Annotated in this window: 12 protein-coding genes and 1 pseudogene; 5 read left to right on the top strand and 8 right to left on the bottom strand. The window is 71.4% G+C overall.

What is annotated here, in order from left to right; translation table 11 throughout:
* Positions 1-77: 77 nt before the first annotated feature.
* Positions 78-1460, bottom strand: a complete 1383-nt coding sequence (locus AB0O21_RS16900) for a hypothetical protein (protein WP_365171782.1) — start codon at positions 1458-1460, stop codon at positions 78-80.
* 284 nt (positions 1461-1744) lie between these two features.
* On the opposite strand from AB0O21_RS16900, the pseudogene AB0O21_RS16905 reads away from it, so the two are divergent.
* Together AB0O21_RS16905 and AB0O21_RS16910 are read left to right on the top strand one after the other, a co-directional pair.
* Positions 1745-1924 (top strand): annotated as a pseudogene (locus tag AB0O21_RS16905) (ATP-binding protein); the annotation flags it as partial.
* A gap of 194 nt (positions 1925-2118) precedes the next feature.
* On the top strand, positions 2119-2508 hold the full coding sequence (locus tag AB0O21_RS16910) for a hypothetical protein (protein ID WP_365171784.1): 390 nt from the start codon (positions 2119-2121) through the stop codon (positions 2506-2508).
* Between the two features lie 24 nt (positions 2509-2532).
* Here AB0O21_RS16910 and AB0O21_RS16915 read toward each other — a convergent pair whose 3' ends face one another.
* From AB0O21_RS16915 to sigJ, 6 genes are all read right to left on the bottom strand, one after another.
* On the bottom strand, positions 2533-2937 hold the full coding sequence (locus AB0O21_RS16915; protein WP_365171786.1) for a hypothetical protein: 405 nt from the start codon (positions 2935-2937) through the stop codon (positions 2533-2535).
* A gap of 159 nt (positions 2938-3096) precedes the next feature.
* Positions 3097-4884, bottom strand: coding sequence for an FG-GAP-like repeat-containing protein (locus AB0O21_RS16920; RefSeq protein WP_365171788.1), 1788 nt, complete (start codon positions 4882-4884; stop codon positions 3097-3099).
* Positions 4885-5060: 176 nt separating this feature from the next.
* Entirely contained in the window at positions 5061-7100 is a 2040-nt protein-coding gene (locus AB0O21_RS16925; RefSeq protein ID WP_365171790.1) for a calcium-binding protein, read from the bottom strand.
* 306 nt (positions 7101-7406) lie between these two features.
* A complete protein-coding gene (locus tag AB0O21_RS16930) occupies positions 7407-8288 on the bottom strand; it encodes a S41 family peptidase (protein WP_365171792.1) in 882 nt (293 codons plus the stop codon).
* 142 nt (positions 8289-8430) lie between these two features.
* Positions 8431-8934, bottom strand: coding sequence for a cupin domain-containing protein (locus AB0O21_RS16935; RefSeq protein ID WP_365171794.1), 504 nt, complete (start codon positions 8932-8934; stop codon positions 8431-8433).
* Positions 8935-9163: 229 nt separating this feature from the next.
* A complete protein-coding gene (gene sigJ / locus AB0O21_RS16940) occupies positions 9164-10126 on the bottom strand; it encodes an RNA polymerase sigma factor SigJ (protein ID WP_365171795.1) in 963 nt (320 codons plus the stop codon).
* Between the two features lie 170 nt (positions 10127-10296).
* Here sigJ and AB0O21_RS16945 point away from each other — a divergent pair, with 170 nt between their 5' ends.
* Positions 10297-10719 (top strand): hypothetical protein, encoded by a 423-nt coding sequence (locus AB0O21_RS16945; protein WP_365171797.1) that lies wholly within the window; start codon positions 10297-10299, stop codon positions 10717-10719.
* A gap of 39 nt (positions 10720-10758) precedes the next feature.
* Entirely contained in the window at positions 10759-11313 is a 555-nt protein-coding gene (locus AB0O21_RS16950; protein ID WP_365171799.1) for a hypothetical protein, read from the top strand.
* 21 nt (positions 11314-11334) lie between these two features.
* Here the strand turns inward: AB0O21_RS16950 and AB0O21_RS16955 are convergent, their stop codons facing one another.
* The gene (locus AB0O21_RS16955; protein ID WP_365171801.1) at positions 11335-12705 is read right to left on the bottom strand and encodes an FAD-binding oxidoreductase; all 1371 of its coding nucleotides are present in this window, start codon (positions 12703-12705) and stop codon (positions 11335-11337) included.
* Between the two features lie 139 nt (positions 12706-12844).
* Between AB0O21_RS16955 and AB0O21_RS16960 the strand changes: the two genes are divergently transcribed.
* Positions 12845-13543 carry a helix-turn-helix domain-containing protein gene (locus AB0O21_RS16960; protein ID WP_365171803.1) on the top strand — a complete coding sequence of 233 codons (699 nt, stop codon included), beginning with the start codon at positions 12845-12847 and terminating at the stop codon, positions 13541-13543.
* The last annotated feature ends 48 nt before the right edge of the window (positions 13544-13591 follow it).

A 13591-nucleotide genomic window follows, 5' to 3' on the forward strand; every position in this document is an offset into this window, starting at 1 on the left:
CAGCGGAGCTGCGGAGCAGCTAGGCGTCGGCTCCGTGGTGCGGAGGCCAAGCAGGCCCGGCGGCGCGGCCCGCGGGCTCAGTCCGAGGTGATGTCGACCACGACCGAGCCGTACGCGCTGGTGTGCCGCGCGTCGCCGTAGTACTGGACGGTGTACTGGACGTGGCCCTTGGCCTTCGGGCGGTCCGTGTAGCTGAACGTGCCGTCCGCAGCGACGGTCGCGGATCCGATGAGTATGCCCTCACCGGCGGTGGGGTCGTCGAGCCGCCAGATGTCGACGGTGCTCCCCGCAGCGAAGCCCACGGGCGCCTTCAGTCGTCCGGTCAGAGCCAGGTCCTGGTTCCGGGGCGACGAGGCGGGCGCCTGCACGGTGACGCTTGTGGCCACCTGCGGGTGGTCCAGGACACGCAGCCCCACGGACGAAGAGCTGCCGGTTTCGGTGACCGCGAAGATCCGGCTGCCGTCCGGCGCCCAGGCCAGGCCGGCGGACCGGAGGGTGTCCGCCTTGTACTGCGTGTCGGAGGACGGCGGGAAGTCCCAGCTCTTGAAGGCCGTGGAGTCCCCCTGTGCGAACAGGTGCAGGTCGGGCGAATAGGCGCCGTCGATGCCGGCCGCGATCGTGCCGTCCGGGGAGACGGCCACCGAGTTGGGGTACGAGGAGGTCGCGTAGCGGCCGTCGTCCGCCAGGTCGGCGGTGCGGAACGCCTGGTGGTAGTAAGGCGCGGCGCAGGCGACGACCACCCGCTCCGCGTCCGGTGTCACGGCGAGGTCCTGCAGGCTCGCGCACCCGTTCGGCCCCGGATCGACGCGCTGCGCCCGTACCTCCGCCCGGCCGGTACTCACGTCGTACACCGCGACGGTGGCGTCGTTGCCGTCCGACTCGGCGGCGACCAGGAGGTCCGGCTTCCCCGGCGTGGAGGCCAGGCGGGGCGAGCCCCGGAAGGTGCCGGGGCGCTGGCCCAGCGTGACGGCCGGTTCGGTGCCGTTCAGGTCCAGGGACCCGAGAGCGCCGTTCCACGTGTCCGTGCTGTACCCGAACCAGATCTTCCCCCCGGCCGGCGCCAGCGAGGTCGGGCCGGCATAGGCGCCCGCGCCGGTGCCGGTGTCATAGCGTGCGGTCTCCCGGAGTGTGACCGTGTCGATGGCGGCGATCGCGCCGGCGTCCCGCAGCGCCACGTACAGCGTGCCGGAGTCTCCCGACAGGGCGAGGCCCCATGCTCCGGCCGCGCCGCTGATCCGCTGCACGACCTGCCCCTCGTAGTCGGTCACCAGTACGCTGCCGCCGATCGGATCGCTGAGGAACACCCGCTGGTGGACCCCGTCGACAGCGATGTCCCTGTACGAGGTGATCGGCAGGGCGGCGCTGGTGTCCGCGCCGGCCGTGGAGGTGCCGAGGCCGAGGAGCGACAGGCCCAGGGTCGCGGCGAGTGCTGCTCTGCCCGCGAGTTGTCTCGTGCGCAAGTGAGTTCATCCCCTCCGGTTGGGCTTCCGCGGATCGGCTCCGCGGAAGGCATGACGGACAGGGCGGTTCGATGTCGCGCACCGCCGCCGTCGTGATCGACACGCTAGGAGACACCTGTGACAATGCGGCCGTCGCGAGCGGCGGGGCCGGCGTTGTCGGGCGGGGCGAACCACCCTTGGCACCATGCGGGTTGGGGTGGCGCTTCTGTCCCGCGGGCGGGCGACAGCACACTGCGGTGCGTGCCGCCGGGTGACTGCAGGTATCCGCCAGTTCGCTCACCCACTGCGAGGCACGCCGCCGGGCCGCCCTGCGCGTCATGGGCGCGGTCGTCCGGGAGTGCGGTGGGGCCTGGGGGTTCGGGGAGTCGCGGGAGCCGGGGGGTGGGACGCGGACCTGGGCGAACCTGCCGCGGGCCGGGGCGGCCGAGTACATCGGCGGGGGTGGCGGGGGTGGTGCGCGGTGAGCCGGGCGAGCGGTAGATTGAACGTGTTCAGATGACGGGCGGGCCTCGTGTGGGTCCCGTCTGTCGGGCTTGCGTGGCAAGGGGGGCGCAATATGACGAGGTTTTCCCGCGCGGCAGCACTTTCCGGCAGGCGCCGATGGGCACTGCCTCTGGCCGTACTCCTTCTCGCGGGGCCGAGCCTGACCTCGTGCTGGGTGTCCGACCCTTATGTGATGTGCGCGGGCTGGGCGCTGAAGGACGTCACCGCGGCCGACCTGGTCGGGTCCTACACCGGTGATCCAAGGGGCTCGCTGACCCTCGCAGCGGACGGGACCCTCTCGGTCACCGACTGGACGGACGACATGCACCGGCCGGGGGCGGGCGATACCTTCCCCATCCTTGCGACGACCGGCAAGGGGACGTGGAGCCTGGAGCCGAACCCGTCCGACGAGCTGATGGAAGTCGACGTGGCACTGGACACGCAGCACGGGGGTAGGCACGGAGTGTCACTGGGGATCACCGGCACCAGGCAGGGGCCGAAGCTGCACCACGTCCTGGGAGATCCCGACAACTGCGACGTCGTCACCCTGACCAAGAGAGCATGAAGGCCCTGACGGTGCGGCGGGGCGTCACTTCCACTCGTAGACCTTGGCGGTGATCCTGCCGCTCTCGTCAGTCTCGAACTCGTAGACGGCCGCGATGCTGTTGAGCTGCGCGAACCGCTCCGCGGTGGTCTCGTAGTAGATGGCCCCGCGCCAGCTCACCCCGCCGGATTCGGTGAAGTGACCGACCCCGTCGCCGTGCCAGCTGAGCGTTTCTCCGTCCGCGGTCATGGTGATTCCCTGGCCCTGGCCGAAGAGCGTGCCGTCGGCTCGTGTCACCGACTCGTACGTGCCCATGTCCTTGGCGGACGCACCCAGGAGCGTGCCGGTCGCCTGGAACGAGGCCTCCAGCACCGCGTGACCGCCGTCCGTGGAGAGCACCCGGATTCCCGTGGTCTCTCCCTGTTCCTCGCCGATCAGTTCGCCGAGCATGACGAGAACCCCTCTCTGCTCCCACCCGAGATCGCCGGATGTCCTCCTCTTCCGGACTACGCCCGTCGGTGGGCGCCGTCAAATGGGGAGGGCCCTGAAAGGGGCGTGCCCCCTGGGAGTGCTTCAGTTCCAGGGGGCACGTGGGTGAGGTGGATCTGGTCAGGTGAGGCAGCCGTTGCCGCTGGACGGATTGGTGCAGGTGTTCCTGCCGGGGCCGCCGTCGTTGGTGTTGGTGCCGGGGCCGCCGTCGAGGGTGTCGTTGCCCTCTTCGCCGAAGAGGGCGTCGTTGCCGGCGTTGCCGTTCATCGTGTCGTTGTTGGCGCCGCCGAGGAGGGTGTCGTTGTCTTCGTTGCCGCTGATGACGTCGTTGCCGTCACCGCCCTCGACGCGGTCGTTGCCGAGGCCGCCGGACAGGGTGTCCTTGCCCGGTCCGCCGCAGATGAGGTCGTTGCCGCCGAGGCCGTTGACGATGTCGTTGCCGCGCAGCGCGAAGATCACGTCGTCGCCGGGGGTGCCGAGGATGTTGTCGGCTCGGTCGGTGCCGGTGATCGTGGCGGTGGCGTTGGCGCAGGTCAGAGGGATGACGACCTGGTTGACGATGTCGCTGACGGAGGGCGCGTAGGTGTCGTCCCCGCCGTATTCGGCGGTGATGGGGTGGGTGCCGGGGGTGAGGGCGTTGGTGGGGAAGGTGGCCGTGCCTTCGGCGTCGAGGGTGTCGGTGCCGAGGGTGGTGGCGCCGTCCTTGAAGGTGACCGTGCCGGTCGGGGTGCCCTCGTCGCCGGTGACCGTGGCGGTGAAGGCCACCGACTGGCCGGCGTTGGACGGGTTGAGTGACGAGGTCAGCGTCGTGGCCGAGGTGGCCGGGGCGCCCAGCAGCACCGACACGTTGCTGCTGATGGCGTTCGCGGTGGCCAGGTCGGGGCGGGTGTCGCCGTTGAAGTTCGCCACCACCACCGATCTCGGCTCATTGGCCGCCACGCTGAAGGGTGTGGCCGTGCCGAACGTGCCGTCCCCGTTGCCCTTCAGCACCGAGACGTCATCGGTGCCTGCGTTCGCGGTGACGAGGTCGACTCGGGTGTCGCTGTCGAGGTCGCCCATCGCCACCGAGAACGGCTCGGTGCCCACGGTGAAGGGTGTGGCCGTGCCGAACGAACCGTTCCCGTCGCCCAACAGCACCGAGACACTGTTGGCGGAGCGGTCTGCGGTGGCGAGGTCGAGTCGGGCGTCGCCGTTGAGGTCGCCCACCGCCACCGAGATGGGGGAGTTGCCCACGCCGAAGGCCGTGGCCATGCCGAACGTGCCGTCCCCGTTGCCCAGCAGGACCGACACGTTGTTGCCGGCTGAGTTCGCGGTGACGAGGTCGAGTCGGTTGTCGCCGTCGAGGTCGCCCATTGCCACCGAGAGGGGTTCGCTGCCCACGGTGAAGGCTGTGGCCATGCCGAACGAACCGGTTCCGTTGCCCAACAGCACGGATACGCTGGCGCCCCCTGTGTTCGCGGTGACCACGTCGGGATTGCCGTCGGCGTTGAGATCACCCACCGCCACCGACTCCGGTAGAACGCCCACGGAGAAGGGTGTGGCCGTGCCGAACGTGCCGTCCCCGTTGCCCAACAGGACCGACACGGTGTTGCTTCCGGCATTCGCGGTGACGAGGTCGGGACGGTCATCGCCGTTGAAGTCGCCCACCGCCACCGAGAGCGGAGCCGAGCCCACGCCGAAGGTCGTGGCCGTGCCGAAGGTACCGCCCGGGTTGCCCAGCAGCACCGACAGGTTGTTGCTGATTGAGTTCGCCGTGATGAGGTCGGGCCGGCCATCGCCGTTGAGGTCGCCCACCGCCACCTGCTGCGGCAGGTTGGCGCCGATGGAGTAGTTCGCGGCAGGCTCGAAATTCTGGGCGTGAGCCGCCGGCGCGCCGAGCAGGGCGGCGAGGAACATCGCCCCGGTCACACCGGCCAGGACACGCTTCCGGCGTAGCCGGGCGGCAGGGCCCGCACCCCGTACGCGGGACACCCCGCCCCTCGTTCTTCCGCAGCAGACCGACAGTTTCGTCACGTGCAGCACCCTTTCGTTCACGGGGGACAGGGACACGCCCTGGCGGTGCCGACGCCAGGGCGTGGGTGGTGTTACGAGCAGCTGGTGGTGATGTCGCCGGGGTCGGTGGTGCAGGTGTCGGGGCCGGGGCCGCCGTGGGCCTCGTCGTTGCCGGAGATGCTGTCGACGGTGTCGAGGGTGTCGTTGCCGCTGCGGCCGTTCAGGATGTCGCTTCCGGTGCCTCCGATGAGGGTGTCGGCGCCGGGGCCGCCGTCGACCGCGTCGCTTCCGGAACCGGCGTAGACGGTGTCACTGCCGCTGCGCGCGTTGATGGTGTCGTTGCCGCCCAGGGCGCAGATCACGTCCCTGGCGTTGGTGCCGGTGATGTCGTCGGGGTTGTTGGTGCCGGTGATCGTGCAGCCGTGGGCGTTGTCCACGGTGGTGGTGGCCGTGGCGGTGTTGTCGGACGGTTCGAGGCCGTGATCGCCACTGACGCTGACGGTGGCGGTGTTGGTCAGGGTGCCGGTGGCCGAGGGTTCCGCGAGGAGGTTCACCGTGGCCGTGGCGCCAGGGGCGAGGGTGGCCACGGAGCATGTGACGGTGTCCGGCCCGAAGGTGCAGCGGATGCCCGGGCTGGGCCTCCTGCCCGCGAGCAGCTGTCCGGGTCCGGTGAGCGTGTCGCTCACCGTGACTCCGGTGGCCGTGGTGGTGCCCCGGTTGGTGACGGTCAGGGTGTACGAGGCCGTGTCGCCCAGGCTGACGGTGTCCGGGCCGGCCTTGGTGACCGCCAAGTCCACGTCGATGCCGAAGTCGGTGGTCACGGTGCCGTCGGTGTCGAAGTCGGTGTCCAGGCCGCCGTTGGTGTTGTAGCGGGCCAGCGCGAAGTCGGCGCCGTTGGTTCCCGCGGCGACGATCTTGTCATCGGCCTGCACGACCACCCCACGAGCAATGACGCCCCCGCTGAAGCCGCCGAGGTCGGTGGTCACCTTGCCGTCGGTGCCGAAGATGGCGTCCGGGGTGCCGTCGGTGTTGTAGCGGGCCACCGCGAACCTTTGGTGGAGGGCGGTGCCGACAGCGACGATCTTGTCGTCGTCCTGCACCGCCACCGCCTGGGCCCCGTCGAAGCCGTCGGTGAAGTCGGTGGTCACTCTGCCTTCGATGCCGAAATCGGTGTCCAGGCTGCCGTTGGTGTTGTAGCGGGTCAACGCGAAGCGGGTGCCGAAGCTGGTGTCGTTCGAGTTGACGAAGCCTGCGGCGACGATCTTGCCGTCGTTCTGCAGTGCCACCCCGGACGCCTGGTCGCCGCTCGCGAATTCGGAGCTGCCGAAGTCGGTGGACAGTTTGCCCGTCCCGTCGGTGCCGAAGTCGGTGTCCAGGCTGCCGTCGGTGTTGTAGCGCATCACCACGAAATCGCTGTCGTTCCCCCCGGCGCCTGCGGCGATGATCTTGCCGTCGGCCTGCACCGCCACCCCATGGGCCTGGTCGGGGTTGTTGCTGCCGGCGTCGGTGCTCACCCTGCCGTCGGTGTCGAAGGTGGCATCCGGGCTACCGTCGGTGTTGTAGCGGGCCACCGCGAAATCGCCGCCGCCCGAGGTGGTGCGACCTGCGGCGATGATCTTGCCGTCGGAGTGCACCGCCACCGCGTGCGCCGTGTCGAAGTTGCCGCCACCGAAGTCGGTGATGACCTTGCCGTTGGTGCCGAAGGTATCGCCCGGGGTGGAATCGAGCGGGCCGCCGTCGTCCAGGCTGCCGTCGGTGTTGTAGCGAGCCAACGCGAAATCGACGCCGTCAACCTGGCTGTCACCGGCGGCGATGATCTTGCCGTCGGCCTGCAGCGCCACCGCGCGAGCCGCGTCGTAGCCGCCGAGGTCGGTGATCACCTTGCCGCCCGTCCCGAAGGTCGCGTCCAGGCTGCCGTCCGTGTTGTAGCGGGCCAGCGCGAAGTCGCCGGACGCGCCGCTCGTGTGGCCGACGCTGACGATCTTGCCGTCCGCCTGTAGCGCCACCCCGAAGGCGTCCTCCGAGGTGTGGGAGAAGCTGCCGGCCGCCCTGCCGCCCGAGCCCGGGTCGCCCGGAGCGGCCGGAGCGGCCGGCGCGGGGCCCGGGCAGAGCAGCGCGAGCGCGAGGCCCATGGCCGCGGCCGCCGCAGCCCGGCCCGCCCATGGTCCTCGCGGTCCTCGCGGTACTTTCGGTCTGCGCCCGGAGGCGGGGCGCGGGTCCGGGTCGGGGCTTGAGGGAAGCGCGGGGATGGTCACGCAACGTTCCTTTCGTCCTCACTCCGCTGGCGCGACCTCCCGTGGGCGGTCGCCGGGTCCAGCTTGTCCCTCCGTGAGTGACGATGCGTCAGGGCTCGTCGGAGCTCTGTGCGGGAGGCCTCCGTATGGGTGCACGCCCGCACCCGCGCACGGCCTGCCTCCCGCCCGCGAGGCGGCGGAGTGTTAGGGGCGTACGGCCTTCAGGGCCGCGTCCAGGGCCTGGTCCGCCGGGACCGCGATGTCCGGGACGACGCCCACGCCCTCCCAGTTGGTGCCGGTGACGGTGCTGATGCTGCGCGCCGTCGGGACGGTCACGAGGACGTGTTCGGCGACCGCGTGCCGGGCCGTCGGATGGGCGCCGCCGCGCGTGGCCTCGCCGACGACGACGGCGCGGCCGTGCGCCTGCAGGGTGTACGCGACGTCCTCGCCGCCGGAGAAGGTGGTCGCGCTCGTGAGGACGTAGACCGGGCGGTCCTCGTAGCGCGGCCCGGGCAGGTGCGCGGAGGTCCAGTACTGGCGGGTCGAGTCGGTGGCGCGGCTGTAGATGTCGTGCAGGTGGACCTGGTCGTCGCCGAAGAAGTGGCTGTTCCACAGGGCCGCGCCTTCCGGCGACCCGCCGAGGCAGGCCCGCAGGTCCAGGACGAGCGCGGTGCTGTGGGCGACCAGCTGCATGGCCGCCCCGATCGCGCTCGCGCCGTCGATGGCGGTCGCGATCCGCCGGAGCTCGATGAGCCCGACGTTCCCTTCGAGGCGCTCGACGCGGTGGATCCCCTGGTTCTCCGCCATGAGCAGCGCGCGGAACGCGGCCTCTCCGCCGTCGTCGTCGACCGGCTCCAGCGACTGGGGCTCGTCCGTCCAGAGCAGCCGCAGGTGCTTGTCCGGGCACGCCTCCTGGAGGTGCGCCGTCACGGTCTCGCACAGCTCAGGGCCTTCCAGGCCCTCGTACGCGCCGGCCGTGATGCGGGCCCGGATCGCCGCGACGACGACCGTGGCCTTCTCGGGGAAGACGTAGCCCGCGGTGATCCGCTCCAGGGCCTGTTCGACTATGTGTTCGTTGGTCAGCATGGCGGATCACGCTATGCGGTCAACTACCGGACAGCCAGCGGTTTTCAGTGCCGCGCCGCGAAGCGGCCCTGGCCGCCCGCGCCGCCGAGGCGGCGGTGGGGCGGCCCGAGCGGATCCCCCGCACCGCCCTGACCCGCACCGGCTACGTGGTGGGCACCAGGTCGAAGTGGTCCTGCTGGTACTGGAAGAGGAGGCAGTCCTCCCCCTTCTCGCAGCCGCTCAGGTGCGGCTTGTCGGCCGGGAGGCTGTAGTAGGAGCCGGCCGGGTACTGGACGCGCTTGCCGTCGATGTCCGCGTAGAACGTGCCCTTGAGCACGACGGTGGGCAGGTCCTGCGTGTGGACGTGCTTGGGGTTGTCCTTGCCGGCGGGGAAGGAGACGAAGGCCTCGTAACTCCCGCTCCCGGCGAGATCGCCCCGCACGTTCGCGTATTTCACTCCGCCCGAATTCGGGAGTTCCTTCCAGGTGAGGCCGGACGCGGGGAAGGAGAGGAACGCGGACGGGGCGGGCTTCCCCGCCGCGGTGGCCTTGGTGTCCTTGCCCGCCCCGGTCTCCTTGGCCTCCGCGCCGGAGGAGCAGGACGCCAGCAGGGAAACCGAAGCCATGGCGGCCACCACCGCGGATATCTTCCTCGCCTTGCTGCGCATGGTTCTCCTCGTGTTCCGGGTCGTCAGGGCGCACGCCGCGCAGAAGGCGACGGCGTGCGCTGGGCACGCCTCTCATCGTTCCTTCCGCGGCGGCCGTCGGCCATGACGACTTCCTGGCGCATCCGGCCACCGCCCGCGGCCACCGCCCGCGGCCACCGCCCGCGGCCACCGCCCGCGGCCACCGCCCGCGGCCACCGCCCGCGGCCACCGCCCGAGGCCACCGCCGGGGTCAGCCCTGTCCGGTCTCCGTCCACGGGCGGAGCTTCTCCGGGTTGCGGACCGCCCAGATGCGGCTGACGCGGTCCCCGGCGTCGGTGAGCTCGAACGCGGCCACGGTCACCGCGATGCCGCTGTGCTCGGCGACCAGGCCGGGCCGGCCGTTGACCGTCCGCTCCACGAGCTTGAGCCCGGGCGCCTTGTCGGCGATGTGGATCAGGTACTGGGCGATGCTCTTGCCGCCCTCGACCGGGCGCAGGGTGGTGCCGACCATGCCTCCGCCGTCGGCGGTCATCGTGGCCTCGGGGTCGAGGAGTCCGATGAGGGCCTCGATGTCCTTGGACTCCCACGCCTGCTTGAAGTCCCGTACGACTCCGGCCTGACGGGCGGCCGGAGCCATCGGTGTCCCCTCGGCGCGGATCCGGCGTCGGCCCGAGGAGGCCAGCTGCCGGCAGGCCGCGGGTGTGCGGCCGACGATCTCGGCGATCTCGCCGAAGGGGTAGCGGAAGACGTCGTGCAGGATGAACGCCACGCGTTCGGCCGGCGTCATCGACTCCAGCACGACGAGGAAGGCCATGTTGACCGACTCGTCCAGGGTGATCCGGTCGGCGGGGTCGGACGGCTCGGTGCTGCCGTCGCCGCCCGGCTGCCCGCTGAACCACTCCGTACGGTCGGGCAGCGGCTCGGGTATCCATTCGCCGACGTAGCGCTCGCGCCGGGCCCGCGCCGAGCCGAGCACGTCCAGGCAGATGCGGCTGGCCACCGTCGTCAGCCAGGCGCCGGGCGACTCGATGGCCTCCTGCTGCTTCCGCGACATCGCGTACCAGCGGGTGTAGGTCTCCTGCACGGCGTCCTCGGCCTCGGCCAGCGAACCGAGCAGCCGGTAGGAGAGGTTGATCAGCTGGCGCCGCTCGCTGACGACCGCGCTCAGGTCGGGCTCGGACCGGTCGTGTCCCGACTCGGATGGGGTGCTCATGATCGCGACCGCTCCTGGTTGTTCTCGTCCGTCTGCGTACTCGTCCCTCCGACGAAACACCGCTCCGGAGTGTGAGGTTGGCACCTCACCTCACATTTCGCGGGGCTGCGTCGTCGGACCGTCGAGACAGTACTGATCCACCGCCGTCAGGCAGAAGAGGGGCCCACATCATGGCCGTAGCCGTAGAGCCGACGACCACGACGACCGCGACGACCGCGACGACCTCCCCGCGCGGAACCGTGTTCCTGAACGTCTCGATCGCCTTGCAGACCGTGGCCCTCCTCTTCCAGGCGGTCACCGCCGGACTCCTGCTGTCCACGTCGTACGGCCATACGCTGCACGACGTCGGATCGCGCGTGATCTACGGCGCGACGATGCTGTACGTGATCGCCGCGGTCCTGGCGTGGCGCCCGGGCGGCGGGTCGCCGCGCCCGATCCTGTACTCGACCGGCTTCCTCGTACTCGCTTCGGTGCAGGTGGTCCTGGGCATCGCGCACATGCCGGCGCTCCATGTCCCGCTGGGCGTCGTGATGTTCGGCCTGAGCGTGCTGGCGCTGGGCCACGCGTTCACCACCGCGCGACGCCGGTCATAGTGATCACGGACATCGCACCGTACGACGGGGGGAATCGCCGTGGGGACCTACCGGCAGACCGTGGTGGACCTGGACGCCCCGGCGCAGGAGGCGGTCGCGTGGGGCGAGCGCGGCAGGGGGTGGCTGGAGGCGGAAGGGTTCATCCGCCCGGTGCCGTGGCGGGGCGAGGTGGTGCACCTGGCCGGTCCGCGCTGGCGGGAGGTCGTCGACCTGGTCGCCTGGGACTGGCGTGCGCGGATCAAGGAGCTGGAGGAGGAGCCCGGCGACGAGGTACGGGTCGTCGCGGGCCGTGCGGTGTTCTTCGCCGGCGCGGGCGATTCCACGTCCCCGGTCTGTCCGCACTGCCGGAACACCACGTCCGACTGGTCCAGCGCGGCCATCAACACCTGGTACGCCACGGGCGCCGCGGATCTCGACTGCCCGGCCTGCGGCCGCCGCGCGCCGCTGCCGGACTGGGACTGGACGGGCGACTACTTCGCCTTCGCCCACCTCGGCTTCGAGTTCGACGACTGGCCGACCCTGCGCCCGGACTTCACCGCCGCCCTCGGACGGGCCCTGGGCCACCGCATCCGGGTGCTCAGGGGAAAGATCTGAGGACTCAGTGGCCCGGGCCGCTCAGCCGGGGAGGACGTTCTTGTTGTGGTGGAAGGCGTTGTCACGGTCGTACGCGGTCTTGACCCGGGCCAGCCGCCGGTAGGCCGCGTCGCCGTAGGCCTCGCGGACGCGGCCGGTGCCGTCGTCGGAGTCGAGGAAGTTGACGTAGACGCCGTCGGCGCGGTGCGGCCGGAGGGCCTGGAGGAACCGGCGGGCCCACGCCGTCTCGGTCGCGGCGTGTTCGGCGGACTCGTGGGGGAGCCACACCGCGTCGATGACGATGTTGTGGGCCACCTCGCGGCCGGAGTAGGCGGTGGCGTCGCGGGGGATCCGGGCGACCGCGCCGCCCATGTGGAACATCGCCGCGTACGACCGGGGCGAGCGGGCGCCGTAGGCGTGGTCGGCGACGACGGCGATGGTGTCGTCCGACAGGCCGGTGAGGTTGGCGGCCTTCCAGTAGTAGTGCCACCCGTGGCGGACGGTGTCGTCGAGGCCGCTCTGGAAGTCCGCGTAGGGCGTGGGCGAGACCAGGTCCACCAGCGGCGTCCCGAACCGGCGCAGGGCCCGCACCGCGCGCTCGCCGTCCTCGACGGCGCCCGCGTGGCAGCAGGCCACCGCGATGGCCGGCCGCCCGTGCAGGTGCTCCGGGACGGCCGGCAGCGGGGGGACGGTGCCGAGCCGTACGACGGTGCCGAGCTCGTCGGGGGCTGCGGCGGCGAAGTCCCGGTAGAAGCGCAGTACGTCGGCGGTGTCCTCGGCCGCCCAGAAGACCGGGCCCGCCAGCACGGTCGGGCCGACCGGGTGCAGGGTGAAGCGGAACTCGGTGACGACGCCGAAGTTCCCGCCGCCGCCCCGCAGCGCCCAGAACAGATCGGGATGCTCCTCGGCTGAGGCCCGTACGATGCCGCCCTCGGCCGTGACCACCTCGGCGGCCAGCAGGTTGTCGACGGCGAGCCCGTGCTTGCGCATGAGGAACCCGATGCCGCCGCCGAGGGTGAGCCCGGCGACGCCGGTGTGGCTCACGATGCCGCCGGTGGTGGCCAGGCCGTGGGCCTGCGTCGCCCGGTCGACGTCGCCCCACAGCGCGCCGCCCTGGACCCGGGCCGTACGGCCGGCGGGGTCGACCCGGGCGGCCCGCATCGCCGAGAGGTCGATGACGATCCCGTCGTCGCACACCGCCGTGCCGGCCACGTTGTGGCCGCCGCCCCGGACGGCGATGGCCAGGCCGTGGTCGCGGGCGAAGCGCACGGCGGCGACCACGTCGGCGGTCCCGCCGCAGCGGGCGATCAGCTTGGGGTGCCGGTCGACGGCGCCGTTCCACACGGCGCGGGCGGTGTCGTAGTCGGCGTGGTCGGCGCTGATCAGCCGGCCCCGGAACCCGTCGATCTCCATGACGGTCGCCTCCTCGGTCCCCCTCGGTCCTCCTCGGTCCCCCTCGCCCCCCAGGGCCCCATCGCACCACCGGGGACCGCCGCCGTGAAGTCAAGAATCTGGACTTACCGGACAAGGGGAAGGGCGGGATACTGGCGTCGTGCGGACCTACGGCCAGTACTGTCCCATCGCCCGCGGCGCCGAGATCTTCGCCGAGCGCTGGACGCCGGTGATCATCCGCAACCTGTACCTCGGCTGCGGAAGCTTCGGCGAGATCCTGGAGGGCGCCCCCGGGCTCTCCCGCACCCTGCTCTCGCAGCGGCTCAAGCAGCTCGAACGCCTCGGCATCGTCCGGTCCACGCCCAAAGCCGACGGGCACGGACGCCACTACGAGCTCACGCCCGCCGGTTACGACCTCTTCAAGGTCTGCGTGTCGCTCGGCGAATGGGGCGCGGCCTGGCTGGAGATCGCGCCCGAGCACCTCGACCCCTTCGTGGCGCTGTGGTCGATGTGCAACATGCTCCGCCGGGACCGGCTCCCGGACCGCCGCGTCGTCATCCGCTTCGACTTCACCGGGCGCCGGAGCCCGGAGCGGTACTGGCTGCTGATCGAGCACGCCGAGACCGAGATCTGCAAGACGTACCCCGGCGTCGACGAGGACCTCTTCGTCACCGCGGAAGCGGAAGCCTTCGTGAAATGGCACGCGGGCCAGCTCCCCTGGGCCGAGGCCACCGGCACCGGCCGCATCCTGCTCCACGGCCCGTCGTGGCTCGTACGGGCCTTCCCGGCCTGGAACGCCAAGAGCGCGTTCGCCCACATCAAGCCCGTCTCCCGGGCCGGGGCGGGCCCGGCGGCCTGACGCACCCGCTGGCCTGCTGCGCAGCGTCCACTCCGTCCCTCGGCGGCG

The sequence above is a fragment of the Streptomyces sp. NPDC091371 genome (genome assembly GCF_040684275.1).
GTDB lineage: Bacteria > Actinomycetota > Actinomycetes > Streptomycetales > Streptomycetaceae > Streptomyces.

What these genes read in the sequence shown, in the direction of transcription:
- AB0O21_RS16935 (WP_365171794.1), bottom strand. Translation starts at nt 8,934, where the DNA reads ATGCGCAGCAAGGCGAGGAAGATATCCGCGGTGGTGGCCGCCATGGCT.
- AB0O21_RS16915 (WP_365171786.1), bottom strand. Translation starts at nt 2,937, where the DNA reads ATGCTCGGCGAACTGATCGGCGAGGAACAGGGAGAGACCACGGGAATC.
- AB0O21_RS16930 (WP_365171792.1), bottom strand. Translation starts at nt 8,288, where the DNA reads ATGCTGACCAACGAACACATAGTCGAACAGGCCCTGGAGCGGATCACC.
- sigJ (WP_365171795.1), bottom strand. Translation starts at nt 10,126, where the DNA reads ATGAGCACCCCATCCGAGTCGGGACACGACCGGTCCGAGCCCGACCTG.
- AB0O21_RS16925 (WP_365171790.1), bottom strand. Translation starts at nt 7,100, where the DNA reads ATGGGCCTCGCGCTCGCGCTGCTCTGCCCGGGCCCCGCGCCGGCCGCT.
- AB0O21_RS16955 (WP_365171801.1), bottom strand. Translation starts at nt 12,705, where the DNA reads ATGGAGATCGACGGGTTCCGGGGCCGGCTGATCAGCGCCGACCACGCC.
- AB0O21_RS16945 (WP_365171797.1), top strand. Translation starts at nt 10,297, where the DNA reads ATGGCCGTAGCCGTAGAGCCGACGACCACGACGACCGCGACGACCGCG.